The sequence below is a fragment of the Bacillus spizizenii TU-B-10 genome (assembly GCF_000227465.1).
In the GTDB taxonomy this organism is placed as follows: Bacteria; Bacillota; Bacilli; order Bacillales; family Bacillaceae; genus Bacillus; species Bacillus spizizenii.
The window spans coordinates 514,149-539,515 of sequence record NC_016047.1; the positions used below are offsets into that span (position 1 = coordinate 514,149).

The 25,367-nt window shown below is 45.9% G+C and carries 23 protein-coding genes and 1 pseudogene; 12 read left to right on the plus strand and 12 right to left on the minus strand.

The window, feature by feature from the left end:
- Nucleotides 1-9 precede the first annotated feature (9 nt).
- The 3 genes from srfAC (at nucleotide 10) to GYO_RS24345 (ending at nucleotide 5,919) form a co-directional block, all read left to right on the plus strand.
- The gene (srfAC, locus tag GYO_RS24335; protein ID WP_014112620.1) at nucleotides 10-3,837 is read left to right on the plus strand and encodes a surfactin non-ribosomal peptide synthetase SrfAC; all 3,828 of its coding nucleotides are present in this window, start codon (nucleotides 10-12) and stop codon (nucleotides 3,835-3,837) included.
- A gap of 27 nt (nucleotides 3,838-3,864) precedes the next feature.
- Nucleotides 3,865-4,593, plus strand: coding sequence for a surfactin biosynthesis thioesterase SrfAD (srfAD, locus tag GYO_RS24340; RefSeq protein ID WP_014112621.1), 729 nt, complete (start codon nucleotides 3,865-3,867; stop codon nucleotides 4,591-4,593).
- Between the two features lie 99 nt (nucleotides 4,594-4,692).
- On the plus strand, nucleotides 4,693-5,919 hold the full coding sequence (locus tag GYO_RS24345) for an MFS transporter (protein ID WP_014112622.1): 1,227 nt from the start codon (nucleotides 4,693-4,695) through the stop codon (nucleotides 5,917-5,919).
- A 14-nt stretch (nucleotides 5,920-5,933) separates the two neighbouring features.
- On the opposite strand, the gene GYO_RS24350 is transcribed toward GYO_RS24345, so the two are convergent.
- Nucleotides 5,934-6,491 carry a YcxB family protein gene (locus tag GYO_RS24350; RefSeq protein WP_014112623.1) on the minus strand — a complete coding sequence of 186 codons (558 nt, stop codon included), beginning with the start codon at nucleotides 6,489-6,491 and terminating at the stop codon, nucleotides 5,934-5,936.
- Between the two features lie 53 nt (nucleotides 6,492-6,544).
- A complete protein-coding gene (locus tag GYO_RS24355) occupies nucleotides 6,545-7,483 on the minus strand; it encodes a DMT family transporter (protein WP_014112624.1) in 939 nt (312 codons plus the stop codon).
- Between the two features lie 123 nt (nucleotides 7,484-7,606).
- Here GYO_RS24355 and GYO_RS24360 point away from each other — a divergent pair, with 123 nt between their 5' ends.
- Nucleotides 7,607-8,941: an aminotransferase-like domain-containing protein gene (locus GYO_RS24360; RefSeq protein WP_014112625.1), complete on the plus strand. Its 1,335-nt coding sequence runs from the start codon at nucleotides 7,607-7,609 to the stop codon at nucleotides 8,939-8,941.
- Here the strand turns inward: GYO_RS24360 and GYO_RS24365 are convergent.
- The 8 genes and pseudogenes from GYO_RS24365 to bsdA all read right to left on the minus strand — a co-directional run bounded on the left by GYO_RS24365 (nucleotide 8,936) and on the right by bsdA (nucleotide 14,851).
- A complete protein-coding gene (locus GYO_RS24365; RefSeq protein ID WP_014112626.1) occupies nucleotides 8,936-9,610 on the minus strand; it encodes a 4'-phosphopantetheinyl transferase family protein in 675 nt (224 codons plus the stop codon). The two genes, GYO_RS24360 and GYO_RS24365, sit on opposite strands and share 6 nt — an antisense overlap.
- A 104-nt stretch (nucleotides 9,611-9,714) precedes the next feature.
- A complete protein-coding gene (locus tag GYO_RS24370) occupies nucleotides 9,715-10,362 on the minus strand; it encodes a YczE/YyaS/YitT family protein (protein ID WP_014112627.1) in 648 nt (215 codons plus the stop codon).
- A gap of 121 nt (nucleotides 10,363-10,483) precedes the next feature.
- Nucleotides 10,484-10,606 carry a hypothetical protein gene (locus GYO_RS44225; protein ID WP_014112628.1) on the minus strand — a complete coding sequence of 41 codons (123 nt, stop codon included), beginning with the start codon at nucleotides 10,604-10,606 and terminating at the stop codon, nucleotides 10,484-10,486.
- 52 nt (nucleotides 10,607-10,658) lie between these two features.
- A pseudogene (locus GYO_RS24375) lies at nucleotides 10,659-11,493 on the minus strand (response regulator aspartate phosphatase).
- A 115-nt stretch (nucleotides 11,494-11,608) separates the two neighbouring features.
- Nucleotides 11,609-12,352, minus strand: coding sequence for a cystine ABC transporter ATP-binding protein TcyC (gene tcyC, locus GYO_RS24380; RefSeq protein WP_014112630.1), 744 nt, complete (start codon nucleotides 12,350-12,352; stop codon nucleotides 11,609-11,611).
- Between the two features lie 13 nt (nucleotides 12,353-12,365).
- Nucleotides 12,366-13,070 (minus strand): cystine ABC transporter permease TcyB, encoded by a 705-nt coding sequence (gene tcyB, locus GYO_RS24385; protein WP_014112631.1) that lies wholly within the window; start codon nucleotides 13,068-13,070, stop codon nucleotides 12,366-12,368.
- Nucleotides 13,057-13,863, minus strand: a complete 807-nt coding sequence (gene tcyA / locus GYO_RS24390) for a cystine ABC transporter substrate-binding lipoprotein TcyA (RefSeq protein WP_014112632.1) — start codon at nucleotides 13,861-13,863, stop codon at nucleotides 13,057-13,059. The genes tcyB and tcyA overlap by 14 nt, the downstream gene beginning before the upstream one ends.
- Before the next feature lie 115 nt (nucleotides 13,864-13,978).
- A complete protein-coding gene (gene bsdA, locus GYO_RS24395; RefSeq protein WP_014112633.1) occupies nucleotides 13,979-14,851 on the minus strand; it encodes a transcriptional regulator BsdA in 873 nt (290 codons plus the stop codon).
- Between the two features lie 89 nt (nucleotides 14,852-14,940).
- Between bsdA and GYO_RS24400 the strand changes: the two genes are divergently transcribed.
- The 5 genes from GYO_RS24400 (at nucleotide 14,941) to GYO_RS24420 (ending at nucleotide 18,597) form a co-directional block, all read left to right on the plus strand.
- Nucleotides 14,941-15,555 carry a non-oxidative hydroxyarylic acid decarboxylases subunit B gene (locus tag GYO_RS24400; RefSeq protein ID WP_029316764.1) on the plus strand — a complete coding sequence of 205 codons (615 nt, stop codon included), beginning with the start codon at nucleotides 14,941-14,943 and terminating at the stop codon, nucleotides 15,553-15,555.
- Between the two features lie 2 nt (nucleotides 15,556-15,557).
- The gene (gene bsdC / locus GYO_RS24405) at nucleotides 15,558-16,979 is read left to right on the plus strand and encodes a phenolic acid decarboxylase BsdC (protein WP_014112635.1); all 1,422 of its coding nucleotides are present in this window, start codon (nucleotides 15,558-15,560) and stop codon (nucleotides 16,977-16,979) included.
- A 16-nt stretch (nucleotides 16,980-16,995) separates the two neighbouring features.
- On the plus strand, nucleotides 16,996-17,223 hold the full coding sequence (gene bsdD / locus GYO_RS24410; RefSeq protein ID WP_014112636.1) for a phenolic acid decarboxylase subunit BsdD: 228 nt from the start codon (nucleotides 16,996-16,998) through the stop codon (nucleotides 17,221-17,223).
- Complete coding sequence (locus tag GYO_RS24415) at nucleotides 17,220-17,684, plus strand: pyridoxamine 5'-phosphate oxidase family protein (protein ID WP_080010051.1); 465 nt, start codon at nucleotides 17,220-17,222, stop codon at nucleotides 17,682-17,684. Before bsdD ends, GYO_RS24415 begins: the two co-directional genes overlap by 4 nt.
- 67 nt (nucleotides 17,685-17,751) lie before the next feature.
- The gene (locus tag GYO_RS24420) at nucleotides 17,752-18,597 is read left to right on the plus strand and encodes an alpha/beta fold hydrolase (protein ID WP_014112638.1); all 846 of its coding nucleotides are present in this window, start codon (nucleotides 17,752-17,754) and stop codon (nucleotides 18,595-18,597) included.
- A gap of 40 nt (nucleotides 18,598-18,637) precedes the next feature.
- Here GYO_RS24420 and GYO_RS24425 read toward each other — a convergent pair whose 3' ends face one another.
- Entirely contained in the window at nucleotides 18,638-20,116 is a 1,479-nt protein-coding gene (locus tag GYO_RS24425; protein WP_014112639.1) for a peptide MFS transporter, read from the minus strand.
- A 279-nt stretch (nucleotides 20,117-20,395) separates the two neighbouring features.
- Here GYO_RS24425 and GYO_RS24430 point away from each other — a divergent pair, with 279 nt between their 5' ends.
- Nucleotides 20,396-22,150, plus strand: a complete 1,755-nt coding sequence (locus GYO_RS24430; RefSeq protein WP_014112640.1) for a right-handed parallel beta-helix repeat-containing protein — start codon at nucleotides 20,396-20,398, stop codon at nucleotides 22,148-22,150.
- 16 nt (nucleotides 22,151-22,166) lie between these two features.
- On the opposite strand, the gene GYO_RS24435 is transcribed toward GYO_RS24430, so the two are convergent.
- On the minus strand, nucleotides 22,167-22,388 hold the full coding sequence (locus GYO_RS24435) for a YczF family membrane protein (RefSeq protein WP_014112641.1): 222 nt from the start codon (nucleotides 22,386-22,388) through the stop codon (nucleotides 22,167-22,169).
- A 125-nt stretch (nucleotides 22,389-22,513) separates the two neighbouring features.
- On the opposite strand from GYO_RS24435, the gene gerKA reads away from it, so the two are divergent.
- Both gerKA and GYO_RS24445 read left to right on the plus strand, forming a co-directional pair.
- Nucleotides 22,514-24,148, plus strand: a complete 1,635-nt coding sequence (gene gerKA / locus GYO_RS24440) for a spore germination protein GerKA (RefSeq protein ID WP_014112642.1) — start codon at nucleotides 22,514-22,516, stop codon at nucleotides 24,146-24,148.
- Entirely contained in the window at nucleotides 24,138-25,361 is a 1,224-nt protein-coding gene (locus GYO_RS24445) for a Ger(x)C family spore germination protein (protein ID WP_014112643.1), read from the plus strand. Before gerKA ends, GYO_RS24445 begins: the two co-directional genes overlap by 11 nt.
- The last annotated feature ends 6 nt before the right edge of the window (nucleotides 25,362-25,367 follow it).

Sequence of the window (25,367 nt, forward strand, 5' to 3'; positions counted from 1 at the left end):
GCGAAGCATATGAGTCAATTTAGCAAGGATCAGGTTCAAGATATGTATTACCTATCGCCGATGCAGGAAGGGATGCTGTTTCATACCATCCTGAATCCCGGCCAGAGCTTTTACCTTGAACAAATCACGATGAAAGTAAAAGGCAGCTTGAATATCAAATGTCTTGAAGAAGGCATGAATGTGATCATGGACCGGTACGATGTATTTCGTACCGTGTTCATTCACGAAAAAGTAAAAAGACCTGTCCAAGTCGTATTGAAAAAACGGCAGTTTCATATAGAAGAAATCGATTTGACACACTTAACGGACAGCGAGCAAACAGCCAAAATCAATAAATACAAAGAACAGGATAAGATCAAGGGTTTTGATTTGACGCGGGATATTCCCATGCGGGCAGCCATTTTCAAAAAAGCTGAAGAAAGCTTTGAATGGGTGTGGAGCTACCACCACATTATTTTGGACGGCTGGTGCTTCGGCATCGTCGTGCAGGATCTGTTCAAGGTATACAATGCCCTGCGTGAACAAAAGCCGTACAGTTTGCCGCCTGTCAAACCGTATAAAGACTATATCAAGTGGCTTGAAAAGCAGGATAAACAAGCATCACTGCGTTACTGGCGAGAGTACTTAGAGGATTTTGAAGGACAGACGACGTTCGCGGAGCAAAGAAAGAAACAAACAGACGGCTACGAGCCGAAAGAACTGCTCTTCTCACTGCCGGAGGCGGAAACAAAGGCCTTTACCGAGCTTGCTAAATCGCAGCATACCACTTTGAGTACAGCACTTCAGGCAGTCTGGAGCGTATTGATCAGCCGTTATCAGCAGTCTGATGATTTGACCTTCGGCACAGTCGTTTCTGGGCGTCCCGCGGAAATCAAAGGTGTTGAACATATGGTCGGGCTGTTTATCAACGTTGTCCCAAGACGTGTGAAACTGTCTGAGGATATCACATTTAACGGTTTGCTCAAGCAGCTGCAGGAGCAATCGCTTCAGTCTGAGCCGCATCAATATGTGCCGCTCTATGACATCCAAACACAGGCCGATCAGCCAAAACTGATTGACCATATCATTGTCTTTGAAAATTATCCGCTACAGGATGCAAAAAATGAAGAAAACAGTGAAAACGGCTTTGATATGGAGGATGTACATGTTTTTGAGAAGTCGAATTATGATCTTAACCTGATGGCTTCCCCGGGGGATGAGATGCTGATTAAGCTAGCCTATAACGAGAATGTGTTTGATGAGGCGTTTATCCTGCGCCTGAAATCTCAGCTTCTCACATCGATTCAGCAGCTTATCGAAAAGCCGGATCAGCCTGTCAGCACGATCAATCTCGTTGACGACAAGGAGAGAGCGTTTCTGCTTACTGGCTTAAACCCGCCGGCTCAAACTCATGAGGCAAAGCCTCTGACGGAGTGGTTCAAGGAAGCGGTGAACGTCAATCCGGATGCACCGGCGCTTGCGTATTCCGGCCAGACGCTTTCCTATCGCGAATTAGATGAGGAAGCAAACCGCCTTGCACGCCGATTGCAAAAGCAAGGCGTGGGCAAAGGCTCCGTTGTAGCGTTGTACACGAAGCGTTCACTTGAACTGGTGATCGGCATTCTCGGCGTATTAAAGGCAGGAGCGGCTTATCTGCCGGTTGATCCAAAGCTGCCTGAGGACCGAATTTCATATATGCTGACTGACAGTGCGGCAGCCTGTCTGCTGACACATCAGGAGATGAAAGAAAAAGCGGCTCAGCTGCCGTATACAGGAACAACGCTCTTCATCGATGATCAAACACGATTTGCAGAACAGGAAAGCGACCCAGCAATCGCGATTGAACCCGATGATCCGGCATATATCATGTACACGTCCGGCACAACCGGAGAGCCGAAGGGCAATATCACCACTCATGCCAATATTCAAGGATTGGTCAAGCACGTAGACTACATGGCATTTTCTGAAAAAGATACGTTCTTATCTGTTTCGAATTATGCCTTTGACGCGTTTACCTTTGATTTCTACGCTTCAATATTAAATGCGGCAAGGCTCATTATCGCAGATGAACATACGCTGCTTGATACAGAACGGCTCACAGATTTGATCCAGCAGGAGAATGTCAATGTCATGTTTGCGACAACTGCTCTATTTAATCTTCTCATAGATGCGGGAGAGGATTGGATGAGAGGGCTTCGCTGCGTGTTATTTGGCGGAGAGCGTGCGTCTGTGCCTCACGTCAGAAAAGCGCTGCGAATCATGGGGCCGGGCAAGCTGATTAACTGCTACGGGCCGACTGAGGGAACGGTGTTTGCGACCGCTCACATCGTGCATGATATACCGGATTCCATCTCCTCATTGCCGATCGGAAAGCCGATCAGCAATGCCAGTGTTTATATTCTCAACGAGCAAAACCAGCTCCAGCCATTCGGGGCGGTCGGTGAACTGTGCATCAGCGGAATGGGCGTATCTAAAGGGTATGTAAACCGTCATGACCTGACGAAGCAAAAGTTTATCACGAACCCTTTCAAACCGGGAGAAATGCTTTACCGCACAGGGGACTTAGCACGCTGGCTGCCGGACGGAACGATTGAATATGCTGGCCGGATTGACGACCAGGTCAAAATACGCGGACACCGGATTGAGCTTGAAGAAATCGAAAAGCAGCTGCAGGAATATCCAGGTGTGAAAGATGCGGTCGTGGTGGCAGATCGCCATGAGTCTGGCGATGCATCAATCAACGCCTACCTCGTGAGCCGGACGCAGCTTTCAGCTGAAGGTGTAAAGGCGCACCTGAAAAAACAGCTTCCTGCTTACATGGTGCCGCAAACTTTTACTTTCTTGGACGAGCTTCCTTTAACGACAAACGGGAAGGTCAATAAACGTCTGCTGCCAAAACCGGATCAGGATCAGCTGGCGGAAGAATGGATCGGGCCACGAGATGAGACGGAAGAAACGATCGCACAAATCTGGTCTGAGGTTCTTGGCAGACAGCAGGTCGGCATTCATGATGATTTCTTTGTGCTTGGTGGGCACTCCTTGAAGGCAATGACCGCCGCTTCCCGCATCAAGAAAGAGCTCGGGATTGATCTCCCGGTAAAGGTTTTGTTTGAAGCGCCGACGATCGCCAGTATTTCAGCGTATTTGAAAAACGGGGGCTCAGATGGATTGCAGGATGTAACAATAATGAATCCCGATCAGGATCAGATCATTTTCGCATTCCCGCCGGTCTTGGGCTATGGCCTTATGTACCAAAATCTGTCCAGCCGCCTGCCGTCATACAAGCTGTACGCCTTTGATTTTATTGAGGAGGAAGACCGGCTTGACCGCTATGCGGATTTGATTCAGAAGCTTCAGCCGGAAGGGCCTTTGACACTGTTCGGGTATTCAGCGGGGTGCAGCCTGGCGTTTGAAGCTGCCAAAAGGCTTGAGGAACAAGGACGCATTGTTCAGCGGATCATCATGGTGGATTCCTATAAAAAACAAGGTGTCAGTGATCTGGACGGACGCACGGTTGAGAGTGATGTTGAAGCGTTGATGAATGTCAACCGGGACAATGAAGCGCTCAACAGCGAAGCCGTCAAACAAGGCCTCAAGCAAAAAACACACGCTTTCTACTCTTACTACGTCAACCTGATCAGCACAGGCCAGGTGAAAGCGGATATTGATCTGCTGACTTCTGGCGCTGATTTTGACATGCCGGAATGGCTTACATCGTGGGAAGAGGCAACAACAGGTGCTTATCGTGTGAAAAGAGGCTTCGGAACACACGCTGAAATGCTGCAGGGCGAAACTTTAGATAGGAATGCAGGGATTTTGCTCGAATTTCTTAATACACAAACCATAACGGTTTCCTAAATGAAGTGTGAAAGGAGGAGACGGCCAATGAGCCAACTCTTCAAATCATTTGATGCGTCGGAACAAACGCAGCTCATCTGTTTTCCATTTGCCGGCGGCTACTCGGCATCGTTTCGCCCTCTCCATGCTTTTTTGCAAGGGGAATGTGAGATGCTTGCTGCCGAGCCGCCGGGACACGGAACGAATCAAACGTCAGCTATTGAGGATCTCGAAGAGCTGACCGATTTGTACAAACAAGAATTGAACCTTCGTCCTGATCGGCCGTTTGTGCTGTTTGGACACAGTATGGGCGGAATGATCACCTTCAGGCTGGCGCAAAAGCTGGAGCGGGAAGGCATCTTTCCGCAGGCGGTTATCATTTCTGCGATACAGCCGCCGCATATTCAGCGGAAGAAAGTGTCCCATCTGCCTGATGATCAGTTTCTCGATCATATTATCAAATTAGGAGGGATGCCTGCGGAGCTTGTGGAAAATAAGGAGGTCATGTCCTTTTTCTTGCCTTCCTTCAGATCAGATTACCGGGCCCTTGAACAATTTGAGCTTCACGATCTGAGCCCGATCCAATCACCTGTTCATGTCTTTAACGGGCTTGATGATGAAAAATGCATACGGGATGCGGAAGGCTGGAAGAAGTGGGCGAAAGACATCACATTTCATGAATTTGACGGCGGGCACATGTTTCTGCTGTCACATACGGAAGAAGTGGCAGAACGGATTTTTGCGATATTGAATCAGCATCCGATCATTCAATCGTGATCAAAAGCGGACAGCGCTGGCTGTTCCGCTTTTTTGTATGGAATGTCAATTTTTACATGATATAATAGTCGCAATACTCAAATAAAGGCAGGTCGAAACATGCACGCGTCTCCCAAGATGAAATGGTTTGTATTGCTGTTTACGTTTGTTTTCGCCATCGGAATGAACTCATTCAGAAATTCCTTTCAATTTTTTATGCTGCCGATGGCGGATACCTTCCATGCCGATAGGTCGCTGATCTCGGTTTCAGTCAGCATTTTTATGATTACAACGGGCATCGTTCAGTTTTTTGTCGGTTTTTTTATTGACCGGTTCAGCGTCAGAAAAATTATGGCGCTCGGAGCTGTTTGTATCAGCGCAAGCTTTTTGGTGCTTCCGTATTCACCGAATGTTCATGTGTTTTCTGCCATTTACGGAGTGCTCGGCGGAATTGGCTATTCGTGTGCAGTCGGCGTGACGACCCAGTATTTCATCAGCCGCTGGTTTGACACACACAAAGGCCTGGCGCTCGCTATTTTGACCAATGCCAACTCAGCGGGCCTGCTGTTGCTCTCGCCCATTTGGGCCGCGGCTCCGTATCATGCCGGCTGGCAAAACACCTATACCCTATTGGGCATCGTCATGGCGGCAGTTCTGCTGCCGCTCCTTGCCTTCGGGATGAAACACCCGCCACATGTGCAAGCGCCGTCAGTGAAAAAATCTTATGACTGGCGGGGATTTTGGAACGTGGTAAAGCAGTCTCGTCTTATTCATATCCTTTACTTCGGCGTGTTTACATGCGGATTTACAATGGGAATCATTGATGCTCATCTCGTTCCGATGCTGAAGGATGCACATGTCTCTCATGTCAACGGAATGATGGCCGCGTTCGGGGCGTTTATTATCATTGGCGGATTACTGGCAGGCTGGCTGTCAGATCTCCTCGGCAGCAGAAGCATGATGTTATCCATCTTATTTTTCATTCGGCTGCTCAGCCTGATTTGCCTGCTCATTCCCATTCTCGGAATCCATCACAGCGAACTTTGGTACTTCAGTTTTATCCTGTTATTCGGGCTCAGTTACACAGGTGTGATCCCGCTGACGGCGGCGTCTATTTCAGAAAGCTATCAAACAGGATTGATCGGCTCGCTGTTAGGCATCAATTTCTTTATTCATCAGATCGCCGGGGCTCTCAGCGTGTATGCTGGCGGGTTGTTTTTTGACATGACCCATGATTATCTGCTGATTGTTGTTGTGTGCATCGTGTTTGTAGGTGTATCGGCTGGAATGGAGCTGGTGCCGTTTTTAGATAAACAGAAGGCAAAAGAAACGCATCAATCAATATAAAAGGATCAGCACTGTCAGCGCTGATCCTTTTTGAATTTTACTTTTTTTGTTTCGGTATGATTAAGGATAATTCCTCGGAATCTGTTCATCTCCTCTTTGGAATGAAAAAAATGTTTTGGTATCGCAATATATTGGCTGCTGGATGTATTGATCCGGAAAATATTCTTATATTCGAAAACAGCCGTGATTTCATTCCAATTAAAAATAAGGTCATACTTTTTAGAACATATACGGATTCCTTCTTGATTGAGGGTATACGTTCTTTTGGATTTGATCCGTTCGTTCTTCTTGTATGCTCTGAAAAACTTTACATATAGAAGAAGGAGGAGCAGCAGTGTAAACAAAACAGACATCACGATAATGAAAATACTATTCATAAACAAGTTAAGCGCTTCGCTGCCATAAACAATACGGGGCCATCCGTTAATGAAATGAACTGCAGCAAAAATGGCGCAAAACAATATAAAGTAAAAGAATGAGATTTTTCCGAGTTGATAAAAAAAGATTTCTCTTACGTCTTTAAAAGTAATCTCTCCTGGAAGATTAATACTTTCACTAGCATATTGAGTCATACGGTAACCTTACACCTCAAACCATGTTTTTCCTACCAGTCTAGCATAATTTCTCATTTTTTTGCAGGGGCCCTATGGCGATTTGTCTTTTTCTGCAGATTGGTATTGCTCCCCAGCACGCCAATAATAATACAAACCGCTCCGGCAAGATGATACCAGGCCAGGCTTTCGTTTAGAATCACCACTCCTGCAATCATCGTCACGATGGTAGACATATGATTAAAAGCGCTCATTTTAAACGCCTCAATCCGCGATAGCGTATAGTTGGACAAAAACGAAGTGACGAGTGAAGACAGCACGCCCAAATATACAATCGCGAGAACAAAATCGGGCTCCCGGAATGGCTGAACATAAGTGCCGACAGTTCCAGCCGCTCCGTGGCGCACAAGGGCGATGGCGTTGAAGGCGACAAAGCCGATCGCTGACATGATGTAAGTGAGCTCGGTCAGCTTGAACCGCTGCGTCATTTTTCTGGCAGCGGTATTGTACATCGCGGAGGACAAAGCGGACAGCAGGATCAGCAGAGATCCTTTTAAGCTGGCTGATTCCACGTCAACGCCTTTCATCACAAAAATAAACATGACGCCGGCAACGGATAAAACCGTAAAGCCCTTCTGCGTCCATGTCGAGCGTTCCTTTAAAACATAGGCGGCAAGGACCATCGTGAAAATCGGAATCGCTGCCTGAATAATCCCCGCTTCAGAGGAGGAGGAGTACACAAGGCCGAATGCCTGAAAGCTGAAAAACAATGCCGGATACAGCAGGGCGAGCGGCAAAATGGCAATGACGTCCTTTACACGGATTGATAGCTTTACCCAGCCGAATAAGACCGGTACAGTGGCAGCGGCAAACGCAATGGTGAACCGGTGTGCCAGAATATCAAACGGTTCAGCTGTTTGCAGTGCGATTTTTACGAATAGAAAGGATAAACCGATAATGAACGAATATAAGATAGCCGCCATATAAGCGGATGCTTGCTGATTTTTAACCATAATGGGAGGTGCTCCTTTATCTGAATTGCAGCGCCGGTCGCTTTATTTTATTGTATGGCTGTGACCAGAACGGTACAATGAGAAAAACAATGAACTGTACCGGTACAAAACAGGGGGAGAAGCATGGAGAAATATATGAGTCTTTTAACGAGGATAGAGGAGATGATGCAAAGCAGCGCCTATCAAGAAGGAGACAGGCTCCCGTCCATCCGTCAGCTGTCCGCCCGCTGCCAAGTCAGCAAAAGCACAGTGATCCGCGCGCTGCAGGAGCTGGAAAAGCGCCACCTCATCTACTCGGTTCCGAAAAGCGGCTATTATATTGTGAAAAAGACGGGAAAATCAAAAAGCGGGCAGCCGGGCCCCATCGACTTTGCCACTTCTGCACCGGACCCCGAGGTGTTTCCATATCTTGATTTTCAGCACTGCATCAACAAAGCGATTGATACATACAAAAATGATTTGTTTATTTATGGAACGCCAAAGGGGCTTCCATCACTCATCCGCGTACTCCGAAAGCTGCTGGCCAATCAGCAGGTATTTGCGGATGAACGGCATATTTTCATCACATCAGGTGTTCAGCAGGCGTTGTCCCTGCTTTGTGCAATGCCGTTTCCAAATGGGAAAGAGAAGATCGCCATTGAACAGCCGGGCTATCATTTGATGATTGAACAGCTTGAGACGCTTGGGATTCCTGCTATCGGAGTGAGAAGAACAGAAGAGGGGCTAGATATAGCCGAGGTCGAGCGGCTGTTTCAGACAGAATCGATCAAATTTTTTTATACGATGCCGCGCTTCCATAACCCGCTTGGCTGCTCTTTGTCAGAGCGAGATAAACAAGAGCTTGTGAGACTGGCAGAAATGTATGATGTCTATCTCGTTGAGGATGATTATCTCGGTGATTTGGAGGAAAATAAAAAGGCAGATCCGCTGTACGCATATGATCTGTCCTCGCATGTCATTTATTTGAAAAGCTTCTCGAAAATGATGTTCCCCGGCCTTCGCGTGGGGGCCGCTGTTTTGCCGGATGCGCTGGCTGACACGTTTCACACGTACAAAAAGCTGAACGACATCGACTGCTCGATGATTTCTCAAGCAGCGTTGGAGATTTATCTGAAAAGCGGCATGTACGGCAGGCATAAGGAGAAGATCCGCGCTTCCTATAAGGAACGGTCACTGAGGCTTCATCAAGCCATCCAAACACATAGGCAGCTTGGAAGCGGCCGCTTTACGTTCTCCAGCGGGCAGGCACCCTGCATGCACACCCATCTGGTGCTTCCTCGGGATCTGCCAGCCTCAAGGGTGATTCAAAGGCTGAAAAAACAAGGGGTTCTCCTTGAGGCGATAGACCGTCATTATTTATCAGATTATCCGAAAGAAAATCTATTAAAAATCAGTATTTCCAATGTGAAAACGGAAGATATTGAGCATGGCGTCAAGCTGCTGATGAGCCACTTATAAAAGCGCTTCGTACGAGACCATTGTGATATCCTCGGGGAAATCGTGGTGCGCGGCGCACACAGCCATTTTGTAGGCGGGATCCACCTCATAGGTTTTGATATAGCACGGTGTATGGCTGTCCGGAAGCTCAATGGATACTTGCCCGTCCTGGTGCAGGCGCACTGAAAAGGAATCAAGCGGAAGCGATAAGCCTTTGCCTTCCTGTTTGATAAAGCTTTCTTTCATTGACCATAGATGATAAAAATAGTCTGTCTGCTCGTCCTTATTTTTTGCCAAAAGGTCGCTGTACTCTGTTTTTGAAAAGAAGCGTTTGGCGATCTCAAGGCTGATCGGTTTCATTTTTTCAATATCGATGCCAATCGGCTGTGAATCAAACGCACAAACGACCCAGCGGCCAGAGTGAGAAATGTTGAAATGGGCGTTAGGAAGATCAGGGATGCAGGGCTTCCCGTATTCCTGCGCGCCGAAGCGGATGTCGGCTTTGTCCAGCTGATACTGTCCGCTGATGACTGAGCGAACGAGCACATCTCCCAGCAGGGTGCGGTGAGCATCTTCTTTATGATAAAATCTCCGGCATTTCTCCCGTTTTTCAGGCGATATGAAAGACATTAACCGTTCAGTCTCTTCCTGTGAAAGCGGGCGGTCCATATACATTCCGTAAATCTTCATTCTAGATCCTCCGTCTGCAAAAGATTGTCAAAACCATCCTATCATACTTCAACAAGACTCATATAGAGGAGAAAATAAAAAAACAAAGCCGAGGCGGCTTTGTTTTAGTGTATAGGCGGAGATGCTTTCACAGCGGCTGTCCGCCTTGCCACAGCATAATTCAGCAGCTGGATTGACTGGGGCAATGAAAAGCGCAAAATGAGTCCGGTGAGGATGGCGGTCAAAATAGTGCCAAAACCGATCGGGCCGCCCATGCCCCATGCCGCAAATAAAATTGTTATTTCCATGCCGTTCCGCACCCATTGCACATTCCAGCCGGTTTTTTCTGTAATCAGCATCATCAGTGAATCACGCGGCCCCGCGCCAAGGCCTGCTGATACATAAACACCGACGCCGTAGCCGATCAGGAGCACACCGAGAGAGAAGACGATGACGGAGCCCGTGTAGGTCGAGGGGGCAGGCAGAATGAAATTGAAAAAATCTATAAATATACCAATGAGCACCATATTCAGGATCGCCCCAATTTTTGGCCAAGCCCTCGTAAACAATGACGTTAATCCGACGATGAGCGCTCCAATAATGATGGACCACTGGCCGACGGTAAGCCCGAAGTGCTGAAACAGGCTGTAATGAAATGCATCCCACGGACTAATGCCGAGTGCTTTTCCTTCTATCGTCAGGGATACACCAAAAGCCAAAATGATCAAACCGGCAAAATAAAATGTCCAGCGCAGAACAAGTTCTTGCTTCACGTGAGGTCCCTTCTTTCGTAAAAATCAGTCGATTGTCATTGTAGCACATCTGACAGAAGGGCGGAATAGGCGAAAGGGGCTCAACAAAAAAACAGGGCGCCTGTGGCAGCCCTGTTTTGGTTTAAATATTTATTGCCTTTTCTGCTACTTGAAATGAGTCTGACTCGTTAGCGTATGATCCTGCATTTAATAAACCAGCAAAAAGGAAACCAATCAAAGCGGTGCTGATAATAAGTTCTTTCATTATAGCGACTCCGTAACTTTTAGTATTTGAGTTTGGGCATTTATAGTCCTCTTTAAGAAATTCCTTCCTTCGGTAAATTTCCTGTTTCAAAATGAAAGTCACCTATTTTTTCTGTTAATTCTGCATATTCAGACCATAGACGTTTCTTTTCCAAATATTTAAGGCTGCGCTCCACTTCTTTCTCATTATACTCTTCATAAATTGAATAAATGATTGTTAATTTTGCTTTATATTCTTCTTCATTACAATGCAAGGCTAGTTTTAATGCTTTTTCATAAAATAAATGTGCTTCATCCAGTTTAGAAGATTGATAAAGCACATTTGCCATCATATATAATGTCCTAATACTATTAGCTGTGTTCATGTGATCTTTCATTTCTAATGCTCTTCTGAAAAAATACTCAGCATCTGTAAGATTTCCACCTCTTGTTGATACCAGTCCTAAGTTATGGTGGATTACCCCGATAATCCTATTTGCTTGTTTTCCTTTCAAATGTTCAGCCTTGTGTAAAGCTTCTCGATAATAATGGATTGCCTCTACATATTCTTTTTGATCAAATTCATACATTCCACGGAAAAATAATGAATAATATTTAAGAAGACCAGTAAGCCTTTTTTGGTGGTTTTCAATTTTCTCAAGCAGTTCTGAGATGCTTGGTCGCTCATATTTTTTCTCTGGCGGTTCTAAGGAGTCTAACATCAATTGGTGACCGAAAACACATAAGAGAATAATAGAGAAGTAAATCTTGATCCTCTTCCATTGCCTTTATTTCTAGCTCAACCTCTGCCTTTAAAACTTCGGCATCAGGTACACTAAATTGACGAATCATCTTATACCATTCGTTAATTTTAACGCCTACGTGTGATGATGGTACTGCTGACCCCATATCATTTGCAATATGATGCTTGTCCGCAAAAAAACCGCAAACTTCTAGGAGTTATTACTAGATCTTATAAAAGAAAAAACCCAAAACGGCATTCGTTTTGGGTTTTTTTAAGATTTTACAGCGGGTTCAAAATCCGGTTCAAGAACCGCTGCGTCCGTTCTTCCTTTGGTGCGGAGAAAATTTGCTCCGGCGGTCCCTGTTCCACGATGACGCCGCCGTCGATGAAGATGACTTCATCCGCCACATCCTGGGCGAATTTGATTTCGTGAGTTACGACGACCATGGTCCAGCCTTCGTTGGCCAAATCCTTGATAACCTTCAGCACCTCTCCGACAAGCTCGGGATCAAGCGCTGAGGTCGGTTCGTCAAACAGCATGAGCTCAGGCTGAATCGCCAATGCACGGGCGATGCCGACGCGCTGCTGCTGGCCGCCGGAGAGCTGGAACGGATATAAATCCATTTTGTCCTTCAATCCGACTTTTTCAAGAAGCTGAATCGCTTCTTTTCTGACTTCCTCTTTGTTCCGTTTTTGCACCTGAACAGGACCCTCCATCACGTTTTCAAGGGCTGTGCGGTGCGGGAACAGGTGATACGCCTGGAATACCATTCCGGATTTCCGGCGCAGCTTTAGGATATCTGCCTGTTTCACTTTTTTGGAGAAATCGATGGAGAAATCATCAAATGCAAGCTCCCCGCGATTCGGAATCTCCAGCGCGTTCAGGCAGCGGAGCAGCGTCGTTTTCCCTGAACCTGAAGGCCCAAGTATGGCGATGACTTTCCCTTTTTCAATCTTCATATCTATCTTTTTTAAAATTTCATTTTCACCGAATGATTTGTTTAATCCTTTAACGGTAAGCATACTCGGAACCTCCTTATTTGGCCACGTAGCGGTCAAGACGCCGTTCGATGACATGCTGGACGAGTGAAAGCAGGAAGCAGATAATCCAATAAATAAAGGCTGCTTCAATATAGATCACTAAAATCTGATCAAGATTCCGCGCGCCGATTTCCTGAGCTTTTCTGAACAGCTCAGCGACCAAAATCTGAGAGGCAAGGGATGTATCTTTGATCAGGCTGATAAAGGTATTGGATAATGGCGGGATCGACACACGAAACGCCTGCGGCAAAATGACGCGGAACAGCGTTTTCTGATGTGTCATGCCAATTGTGTAGCCGGCTTCCCATTGCCCTTTCGGCACGGATAAAATAGATGCCCGAATGATTTCAGATGCATAGGCGCCGACGTTTAATGAAAAGGCGATAACTGCGCTTGGAAATGGATCTAATGTGATGTTAAAGGCCGGGAACAGATAGAAAATGATGAACAATTGAACGAGAAGAGGAGTGCCCCGTATCGCGGATACGTATATGCTGAACACCCATCTCAAAGGTCTCACTTTCGACATTCTGGCAAGCGCCGTAATCAGCGCCAGTATCATTCCGAATATAAAGGAAAGAATGGTAAGGGGAATCGTATAGTAGATTCCCCCTGAAAGTATCGGCCAGAATGACTGCTGCACCAGATCCCACGGGATCGCCGTGCCAAGCGTCAATGCCGGCAGATTATTTAGAAACATCTTCGTCGAACCATTTTTTAGAAATTTTAGAAAGAGTCCCGTCCTCTTTCATTTCTTTTAAAGCTTTGTTGACTTGATCAACAACCTCGCCGCTTCCTTTGCGGAACGTGAAGTACGTTTCCTGAGGATCGCCTGTTTCAAACGCGATTTTCACGTTTTTGTTGCCTGATGTTTTTAAGTAGTTCAATACGGCAAGCTTATCGTTGTATGTCATATCGACGCGGCCTTGCTGGATCAATTGAAGGGATTGTGCCAAGCCTTCAACACCTTCTACTTTCGCGCCGGCATCTGTAGCTAATTTGTTGTAGTTGCTTGTCAGTGATTGAGCTGATGTTTTTCCTTTTACATCTGCTTCGGACTTAATATCGTTGTTGTCTTTTTTCGTCACGACAACGGCTCTTGATGTTGTGTATTTATCTGAGAAATCATATTTGTCTTCACGATCTGTTTTTCCGACTTGGTTGGCAATGACGTCAAACCGTTTGGAATTCAGGCCGGCAAACATGCTGTCCCATTGCGTTTCCTTAAAGTCGACTTTCAGTCCCAGGCGTTTTGCGACTTCTGTGATGACTTCCACATCATAGCCAGTCAGCTTGTCAGTGTCTTTGTCGTGGTAAGTGAACGGTTCATATGTTCCTTCCGTACCGACTGTCAGCACACCTTTTTTCTTAATAGAAGCCCAAAGATCGCCATCTTTGGCGTTATCTTTTGACTGATTGTCATTTCCTGCTCCGCAAGCTGCGAGAACGGCAATGCTTACGACCATGAATAAAGCCAATAATGCTTTTTTCATCTTATTCCCCACTTTTCTGGTTGATTTTATTGAAATAAAAAATTAGCTTACAAATCTAAAGGATAACTTTTTTTTAGTATGAGTCAAGTATTTGGTTTTCATAAGGCAAAATCTTTTAAAACAAATCCAAAAATTGCTGTACCGGTTTTGGCAAATAACTGTCTGTTCTCCACATGACTGCTGGTGTCATAATGAAGGGATTGTTTTCGATATGGACGGTGTGAACGTGGTTTCTCATATGGACGGGAATCATCGTGACGGGCAGAATGGACGCGCCGAATCCGGATGAGACGAGACTGAGCAAAGTTGCGGAATCGTGGCATTCGCAAACAATGCGCGGCTCCAGATTCAAACGATGAAATTCATTCATGACCTGATTATAGACGCCTTTTCCGTTGACAGGCCGCAGCAGAATCAGCGGAAAGGAAGGAATGTCCTCCATTTTAATGGTGTCACCGCACGGATACCCGGCTTCTTCTGAAAGCACGAGCACACATGGAATGTCATCAAGCTGTTTGAATTGAACTGTATCGCTTTTGATCAGTGTCGTCGTGACCGCAGCATCGATTTGACGGCTTTCCAGCAGCTCTAACAGTGTCGCAGGCTCATTCTCCCAAATATTAAAGGTGAGGTGCGGGTATCTCTCTTTGATCTGTGTTACTTTTTCAAGCATCAGAGCCGCGCAATAAATCGTTGAACCCACTGCCAGCGTGCCGGCTACCTCCTCCTTCAGCTCTTGTACCTCGATGACGGCATCCTCAAACCTATGCAGAATCTCCTTGGCTCTTTTCAGAAAAACAGTTCCTTCATATGTAAGCGTCATTTGTTTTTTCTTATTCCGGTCAAACAGAACAACACCTAGCTCATCCTCCAGCTGTTTCAGCTGCCTGCTTAAAGGCGGCTGCGCCATGTGGAGTTTTTTGGCGGCGGACGTGATTTTCTGTTCTTGGGCAATGGTAATGAAATATCGAAGCTGGCGAATGTCCAAAAGAAAGTGCCTCCTAACTATACCTTTTAGGTATTAAATATAGATTTAACAGATATTTTTCATATGGATATATCAGGAGTATGATGGAAATGAAAGCAGAATTCAAGCGTAAAGGAGGGGGCAAAGTGAAACTCGTTGTCGGAATGACAGGGGCAACAGGGGCTATTTTCGGGGTCAGGCTGCTGGAGTGGCTGAAGGCGGCCGAAGTAGAAACCCATCTCGTCGTGTCTCCTTGGGCTAACGTCACGATCAAACACGAAACAGGCTATACCTTAAAAGAAGTAGAACAACTTGCCACATACACGTATTCGCATAAGGACCAGGCGGCAGCCATTTCAAGCGGGTCGTTTGATACCGATGGCATGATTGTTGCGCCATGCAGCATGAAATCTCTCGCAAGCATTCGCACCGGGATGGCGGATAATCTGCTGACGCGTGCGGCGGATGTCATGCTCAAGGAGAGAAAAAAACTCGTCCTCTTAACGAGAGAGACGCCTTTGAACCAGATTCATCTCGAAAATATGCTAGCGCTTACGAAAATGGGTACCATCATTCTTCCTCCGATGCCGGCATTTTATAATCAGCCGAGCAGCTTAGAGGAAATGGTTGACCATATTGTATTCAGAACGTTGGACCAATTCGGCATTCGCCTTCCTGAAGCGAAACGCTGGAATGGGATTGAAAAACAAAAAGGAGGAGCTTGATCATGGCTTATCAAGATTTCAGAGAATTTCTCGCTGCCCTTGAAAAAGAAGGACAGCTGCTAACAGTGAATGAAGAGGTAAAGCCGGAGCCGGATATAGGGGCTGCAGCACGCGCAGCCAGCAATCTTGGCGATAAAAGCCCCGCGCTCTTATTTAATAACATTTATGGCTATCACAACGCGCAAATTGCGATGAATGTGATCGGCTCCTGGCCGAACCATGCAATGATGCTGGGCATGCCGAAAGACACGCCGGTGAAAGAACAGTTTTTTGAATTTGCGAAACGTTATGACCAGTTTCCGATGCCAGTCAAACGTGAGGAATCAGCGCCGTTTCATGAAAATGAAATCACAGAAGATATCAATTTGTTCGATATACTGCCTCTTTTCAGAATTAACCAAGGAGACGGCGGTTACTATCTAGACAAAGCATGTGTCATTTCCCGCGATCTTGAAGATCCTGAGAATTTCGGCAAACAAAACGTCGGGATTTACAGAATGCAGGTCAAAGGAAAAGACCGCCTTGGCATTCAGCCTGTGCCGCAGCACGATATTGCGATCCATCTGCGTCAAGCTGAAGAACGCGGCATCAATCTTCCGGTCACCATTGCGCTCGGCTGTGAGCCGGTCATAACAACGGCGGCATCGACTCCGCTTCTTTATGATCAATCAGAATACGAAATGGCAGGCGCAATTCAAGGTGAACCATATCGCATCGTGAAATCTAAGCTGTCTGATCTTGATGTTCCATGGGGCGCTGAAGTAGTGCTTGAAGGTGAAATCATTGCCGGAGAGCGTGAATATGAAGGCCCGTTCGGTGAGTTCACAGGCCATTATTCCGGCGGACGCAGCATGCCGATTATTAAAATTAAACGAGTGTATCATAGAAACAATCCGATTTTTGAACATTTATACTTAGGCATGCCTTGGACAGAATGCGATTACATGATTGGCATTAACACTTGTGTGCCGCTTTATCAGCAGTTAAAAGAAGCGTATCCGAATGAAATTGTGGCTGTGAACGCCATGTACACACACGGTTTGATCGCGATTGTTTCCACAAAAACACGCTATGGCGGATTTGCGAAAGCAGTCGGCATGCGCGCGCTCACAACACCGCACGGACTCGGCTACTGCAAAATGGTCATTGTCGTTGACGAGGATGTCGATCCATTCAATCTGCCGCAGGTCATGTGGGCGCTTTCGACCAAAATGCATCCGAAGCACGATGCGGTCATCATTCCAGACTTATCTGTCCTGCCGCTTGACCCGGGATCTAATCCATCAGGAATCACTCACAAAATGATTCTTGACGCCACTACACCGGTTGCGCCGGAAACAAGAGGCCATTATTCACAGCCGCTTGATTCACCATTAACAACGAAAGAATGGGAACAAAAACTAATGGACTTAATGAATAAATAAGAAAAGGATGATCGAAATGCATATATGTCCTCGTTGCGATTCGAAAAAGGGAGAAGTCATGAGCAAATCGCCTGTAGAAGGCGCATGGGAAGTTTATCAGTGTCAAACATGTTTTTTCACATGGAGATCCTGTGAGCCGGAAAGTATTACAAATCCGGCGAAATACAATCCAGCGTTTAAAATTGATCCGAAGGAAACAGAAACAGCAATTGAAGTTCCGGCTGTGCCGGAACGAAAGGCTTGATCAGCGTGAACTGTATGTCAGACCGCCTCTTTGAGCTGCTTGACGGGAATCGCTTGAATGAGAAGCAGCATGAGGCTTTCGTTCTGCAAACGGTAGCGGAGGACGGCTGGCCGCACGCCGCTATGATCAGCGCGGGAGAAATCATCGCTCTGAGCCGAACAGATATCCGAATCGCTCTGTGGAAAAACACAGCGACTGCAGCCAACATCCTTCGCACAGGAAAAGCGCAGTTCACGGCATGGTGGAAGGGAGCCGCTCATTATGTGAAGCTGCAATGCGAGCCTTTGCCGCCTCTGAAAGAAGCCGAATATGACAGAGACCGTTTTGCCTGCCGCATCGTTTCAATGAAGGAGGATGTGGCGAAATATGCTGGTTTGACTTCTGGTGTCCGTATCCAGCTTCACAGCCCTGAAGAGGTGCTGAACAGATGGGAAAAGACGCTTGAGGAATTAAAACGGTAATATCGAAAGCCTGACGCCATGCGTCAGGCTTTTATTTTATATAATGAAAACAAAGGGGGCGTGAGAAATGGAACGTACGGGAATCTGTCACTCAGACGGTTTTGATTTATCTTATCGAATCGAGGGAGAGGGCGCACCCATTCTTGTGATCGGAAGTGCGGTTTACTACCCGCGTCTTTTTTCCTCAGATATCAAACAGAAATATCAATGGATATTTGCTGATCACAGAGGATTTGCCAAGCCAAAGCGGGAATTGCGGACAGAAGATCTGAGGCTTGAAGCCGTTTTGGCCGATATTGAAAGGCTGAGAACGTCTCTTCAGCTTGAGGATGTGGTCATCTTGGGTCATTCTGGACACGCATTTATGGCTTTAGAATATGCCAGGACATATCCTGAACATGTCCGGAAGGTTGCGCTTTTCAACACTGCACCTGATAACAGTGAAGCAAGACAGCGAAAAAGTGAATCGTTTTTCATGGAGACAGCCAGTCTTGAGAGAAAAAAACGCTTTGAAAAAGATATCGTGAATTTGCCGCTGGACATCAAAAAAGATCCCGAGAGACGCTTTGTGCACATGTGTATTCGCGCTGAAGCGAAAAGCTTTTATCAAGAGCGGCCGCATGCTGCTGCTTTATGGGACGGTGTTTTCACGAATATGCCGATTATTGATGAATTATGGGGGCATACATTTGCCCAGCTTGATCTTATTCAGAGGTTAGCTGATGTTCAAGTGCCGGTTTACATCGGCTTAGGAAGATATGATTATCTAGTTGCGCCTGTTACACTCTGGGATGCTGTTGCCGGTTTATATCCCCATGTGGAGAAGGTTATTTTTGAGAAGAGCGGCCATCAGCCGATGCTGGAAGAACCGCAAGCCTTTGATCAAAGCTTCAGCAAATGGATGGACAAATAAAAAAACAGCCCGCAGATCAAAATCCGCGGGCTGTTTCTTATTATAAGACCCCTTTCATCGCGCGTTTGATAATCGGCGAAAGCAGCAGGAGAATGCCGCCAAGTACGATAGATATCAAACCGATGGTACCGAAGTAGGTTGTTTCAGGAATTTTATCAAATAATCCGGCTACTTGGGCATTGATCGCTTGGGCTGCTGCGTTAGTCAGAAACCACATACTCATTGTCTGTGCAGAGAATGCAGCTGGCGCCAGTTTCGTTGTTACGGATAAACCGACTGGAGACAGACACAGCTCTCCAAGCACGACAAGCAGGAAGCTGAGAACGAGCCAAAGCGGGCTTACGAGTGCTTCTTTTCCTTGCATTGCAGGGAAAACCATAATGATAAATGACAAGCCAGCTAGAATAATTCCGATTGAGAATTTCACTGGCGTGGACGGCTGGCGTTTGCCAAGCTTCATCCATAGCCACGCAAAAATTGGCGCAAAAATGACAACAAACAATGGATTTAATGATTGGAACCAAGATGACTGAAGTTCTAATCCACCCAATGAAAGCCTTATGCGTTCATCAGCGTAAACCGCAAGAATGGTCGCTCCCTGTTCCTGAATGGCCCAGAACATGACAGCACCGATAAACAAAGGGATGTAAGCGGCAAGACGAGATTTTTCTGTTTTGTCCGCTTTTTTGCTTGTAAACATGATGATGAAATAAACAATAGGAATCAAAATACCGAGAATACTTACAAGGTTGATGAAACCATTGATCGTCAGCATGCCTGTTTGTACAGAGAAAATCACTGCGATTGCCACAATGATAACACCGATTCCAGTACCAATCGCAGATTTTTTAGACAGCGGATTCGGCACATTTGAGCCTGCAAGCCCGAGGTTATTCTTTCTTGTCAGAGCAAATACGATAAGTCCGAGAAGCATTCCAACAGCGGCAGCTCCGAAGCCGAGATGATAGTTGTACTTCTGTCCGAGTGTTCCGACAATTAACGGCGCAAGTAAACCGCCAAGGTTAATCCCCATGTAGAAAATACTAAAACCTGAGTCGCGGCGCGGGTCTTCTTTCGTGTAAAGATCTCCAACCACGCTTGAAACGTTTGGTTTTAATAAGCCTGTTCCGATAATGATAAGCACCATGCTGATATAGAATGCTGTCGCGCTGCCCGGATAGGCGAGTGCAATGTGGCCGAACATAATGAATATGCCGCCGTAAAACACGGTGTTTGCGGTTCCGAATACCCGGTCAGCAAGCCATCCGCCAATAATAGTGGACATGTATACGAGAGATCCGTAAATCGACATAATGGCAACTGCTGTGCCTTTGTCAAAGCCAAGCCCTCCGTTTACCGTCTCTGTATACAGATAGTAAAGCAAGATTGCTCTCATACCATAGTAAGAGAAACGCTCCCAAAATTCGGTGAAAAATAGTGTAAATAGTCCTCGCGGGTGACCAAAGAACCCTTTTTGCGGGACGCTTTTAATGATACTTTCGTTATCAATCGAAGCCATGTCAGCCAAACCCTTTCTTAAAAAAGTGTATTATAAAAATCATATTCTTATATAATACTTGTGTCAATATAATTTATACTCATTTCAAATAGTTCCATAATGGAAAAATTATAAATGTATAAAAATAGTGATTTCATCCTAATTATTAAGTCCTTTTTTGTAAGGTTTGCTTACAAAACTATTCCTTTATATTTTTTTAATAAAATTTTAGAGAAATGTACAAGCGGATCGGGCCTTTGTGAGTATCATGATAGTAATCATAGAGAAGGAGGCTCGCAATTGGCTGAATTCATATTAAATGCGGCGGATTTCGGTATCTCAGGAGATGGTAAAACGGATTCAACAGAACTGATTAATCAATGCCTCAGTACGGCTGTTTCGAAAGGATATCATACTGTCTGGTTTCCAAAGGGAACATATTTAGTAGACGGAACGCTTGGAGGAGATCCCAATCAGAAGTTTCGAAATGCCGGGATTATTGTTCCCGGCAACCTTGAGATTGTGATGGACCCCGAGTGTATCATCAAAGTGATCCCGAACAGTTCGTGGGGTTATTCCGCATTTTATGTAGGCAAGCAAGAGAATATAACCATTTCCGGGGGACAACTTATCGGTGAACGCGATGAGCATACGTATGCGTCCGCAGGAATAAGATCAACCCATGAATGGGGCTTTGGCATTTGCATTGAAGGATGCTCGAATGTTGTCATTGATGATGTCAAAATTTCTGATTTTACCGGGGACGGGATCATTGTCAGTCCGAGGGGATTAAAGACAAATCATGATTATCGAACGTCAGAGCAAATTATCATCCGCCGCTGTGAGGTTCGGCGGTCGAGAAGAAATAATATTTCCATTACCGGATGTGATATGGTCACGGTGGAGGACTGCGTGATTGCAGATGCCGGAACGGGGAATGGAACAGCACCGAGATTCGGAATAGACATAGAAGGATATGGAGAAGGTGATATTGATTATGAAGAACCGATCAATGTATCCATTCGCAATAACCATTTTATCGGGAACGTTTCAAGTTCTGTTACCAATTTTAACGGGTACGGCATTTCAATAGAAGGAAACCACTCAGACAATACGATCAGTTATGGGTATGGAACGCAAACGGTAATTAAAGGAAATATTCTCAGACGGGCGGGAGGCGCTGCTGCTGCGCCTAGAGTTGGGATTACCGGACTCGGTGTGTCACAAGGAAAAGAGAGCAGTGATGCGGTCATCGCAGGCAATCTCATTACCGGGTTTTCAACCGGGATTGATGTCAGGGGAAAGAGCGTTCTTGTCACGAACAATAAAATCAGCAACTTTGAAAACACAGGGATATTGGTTTATCAGTCTTCCGACGTAAAGGTAGATGGCAACCAGATTCAAAACGGACTGTCTGAAACAAGGCGCAGTACCGGCCTTCGCGCAGTGCTGTCAGATGATAGCGCATTTCTGAATAACTGCCTCATTCAAGTCATTGACGGCGTGAACATTTCCGGAGGCGATATGATCATTAAAGATAATGTGCTGAGAAAATTCAGCCGGGGGATCTGGATCGCTCAAGGAAACGCGGTGATTGAAGGAAATACACTGAATCCTGACGCGTTTGAAGCAGCCCCAGAATCATATGCTGTTTCTGTTACAAACAATGCTAGCGCTATCATCAAAAACAACACATGTAAAGAGTTTAAAAATTACCCGATTTACTGTTCCACAAGTGCGAAAACCTCAATTATCGGCAACCATTTCGAGAGATCTCCGCTTTTGGTTACCATCTATATCAACGCCGGTGTGCATGAAATTTTTGATAACACCATTTCAGTCAACAGAACAGCCGGAAATCCGATTGTCATTTATATCAACGGTTCTGCAGGCTCTATCATCTCTGGAAACACCATCAATAACCTCTCCGCAGGCACGGCGACAGCTATTCAAACAAACACCTCAACCAATTCCAAAATCATCGGCAATCGAATCTTCAAAGGAACCATCAACAGACATAGCAGCGATACAGCAGACGGCAATATTATCGCTTGAAAAAAAGCGCCCCGCTTTAGGGGTTCTTTTTTTTCGATTTATAGATCACGTACATTTCTCTCACTAATATGAAAACAAAAAATAAAAGTACGACCCATTCTGCAAACGTCGTCATCTTAAAGCTGGACACATTGTTATAAATGGCTTTTGTCAAACTGAAACCTTGAAGCATGTCCATAAAAACAGAAATGGTTAATAAACAAATCAGTATGACCCCTGTCACGCCTAATATCTTCATGCTTCATCACCCTCCACTTTTAGTGTCTATCTTTATCGGAGAAGTTATACCGCAGCCATCAGCATGCATAATCTGAACTCCAAAAGGAAGAATATGAGAAAATAACTAGGAAAGGTATTTTGTGTATGCCTTTATTTTCTAAGCAAAAGGAAAAGACCGATTCGAAAGATAAACAGAAAACAGAAGAAAAGAATCAGGATCAGCAGCAAGAAAATGAAAGACCGGTTCTCGTTTCCGCAAGTTTGGCAAAAAATATAGCGGAAACGAAGAAGGAGGTCGGAAGCAGCTCGGACGTCATCATTCGCGAGATTAAAATTGGGGAGCAGGATCGTATCCATCTAGCTGTTATTTATATTGCAGGGCTGGTCGATAATAACACGATCCATGAATCGTTAATCGAGCCTTTGGTACAGGATGAGTCTATCCAAAACCCTCATCCGATCCAGCAGATTCTTGAAAAAACGCTCCCGTTAGGCGGAGTGAAAGCGGAAAAGAGCTGGGACAAGCTTTTTTCTGAATTAATGCTCGGCAATGCGCTCGTTTTTGCTGATGGCTATGATGAAGCACTTATCTGCAGCACTCAAGGGGGCGAGCAGCGCTCCATTCAAGAGCCGAGCACCCAGGTGTCCTTCCGCGGCCCGCGCCAAGGATTTACAGAGTCTCTTCAAACTAATATTTCCATGATCCGCCGATACATCAAAAATCCGAATGTATGGGTAGAGAAAATGAAAATCGGGTCTGTAACCCACACGGATGTCGCGCTCATGTACATTCATGGCATTTGTGATGAAAAGGTGCTGAAGGAAGTGAGGCAGCGCCTGAAAAAAATCGACATAGACAGTATTTTAGAATCCGGATATATCGAGCAGCTGATTGAAGATGAAACCTTTACGACGTTTCCGACCATGTATCATACAGAACGCCCTGATGTTGTAGCGGGAAATCTGTTAGAAGGAAGATTTGCGATCGTTGTGGACGGAACACCGTTTGTGCTTATTGCCCCGGCCTTATTTGTTCAATTCTTTCAGTCTGTTGAAGATTACTATTCGCGTTTTGACATTGCGACAAGCATACGGGTTCTGCGGGTTTTAGTCTTTTTTATTTCACTCGTGGCTCCGGCTGTTTACGTGGCAGCCACGACGTTTCACCAGGAAATGATCCCGACGCAGCTGTTAGTCGTCATTGCAGCCCAGCGGGAAATTGTCCCGTTTCCAGCTGTCGTCGAAGCACTTACGATGGAGGTTGCTTTTGAGATTCTCAGAGAAGCCGGTGTCAGGCTGCCGCGTGTCGTCGGCTCGGCAGTATCGATCGTAGGTGCGCTTGTTATCGGACAGGCTGCTGTACAGGCTGGTATCGTCTCTCCGGCCATGGTCATTATCGTTGCGGTCACCGCGATTGCCAGCTTCGCGACACCGGCTTTCGCCATGGCGATTTCAGCCCGTCTCATTCGATTTATCTTTATTATTGCGTCCTCTATTATGGGGTTTTACGGGCTGATTTTAGGCATTATTATGATGTTTGTCCATTTATGCAGCCTGCGCTCATTCGGTGTTCCTTATATGTCGCCGCTCGCTCCTTTTTCATCTCAAGGGGTAAAGGACACATTGTTCAGGGTGCCATGGTGGGCTGATGAAAAAAGGCCGGAATCAATCAGCAAGCAAGATAAGGTGCGGCAGGGGGATGATCAACGCCCAGAGCCTGACGGTTCACGCGGAATGGTGAACAAAGATTTGGAAGAAGGGGATCAGAATGGTACGTAAACGTGTATTAACCGTCCTCATGCTTTTGAGCGTGATTGTGCTGCCCGGCTGCTGGGATAAGCGGGAACTGACGGACCTTGCGATTATCTCGGCGATTGGCATCGATCGGACGAACGAAGGCAACTACGTGCTACATTTTCAAATTATCAATCCCGGAAATGTTGCCGGCGGGCTTCAGGGAGGCGGTGCTGGAGACAGGCCGCCTGTATCCGTTTATTCAATTGAAGGCGACAACATGACGGAAGCGCTCAGAAAAGCCTCCATGAAAGTATCCCGGCGGCTTTACTTTGCCCATACCAATCTCGTTGCGATCAGTGAAAAGCTGGCGAGAGAGGAAGGCTTGGATTTTGTGTTAGATAATCTTGATCGCGACACAGAATTCAGGACAACGGCCACAGTTGTCATCGCTCATAAAACGAAAGCGGAAAACATCGTGAAAATCCTGACGCCGATTGATAAAATCCCGTCAAATAAAGTCAATAAAACACTCGATTTCACGGAGGCGCAATACGGACGGGTGGTCAAAACCAATATTCAGGACGTCCTGAAACAACTTGCCACCAACACAAGAGCACCGGTTATCCCGGGATATATGATGATTGGCGACGAAAAAAAAGGAATCAGCATGGAAAACACGCAGGCGACAGATCCGAAAGCCATTCTTCAGGCAGACGGTTTGGCGGTTTTTAATAAGTCAGGCCATTTAAAGTATTGGATCGAGGATAAAGAAAGCGTTGGAGCTGTCTGGCTTATGAACAAGGTTCAGCATACGTTTATTAATGCTGATTGGGACAAGACAAAGGACGCGGTCAGCTTACAGGTCACTCATCAAACCACAAAGCTCGTACCTGAGATGCGGAACGGACGTCCGCACATCCACGTGCGTGTGGCGGTTGAAGGAATTATAGATGCTGTCAAATACCCTTTCCAATTGTCTGATCCAAAGGTACTGTCTGCCATTGAAAAAGCTCTCAACAAAGAGTTGGAAAAGGAAATCACCAACACTGTGAAAATGGTCAAGAAGAATAAAATTGACTTTATCGGATTTGGTGACACGATATACAGAAAGTATCCGAAGCAGTGGGAAAAAATGAAAGACACTTGGGATAAAGAGTATTTGCCCGAACTGCCAGTCGATGTGAAGGCAGAGACGTATATCAGAAGAACGGGATTGCGCAACAATCCAATCCAACACCAGCTTGAAGATGAATAGGTCTGG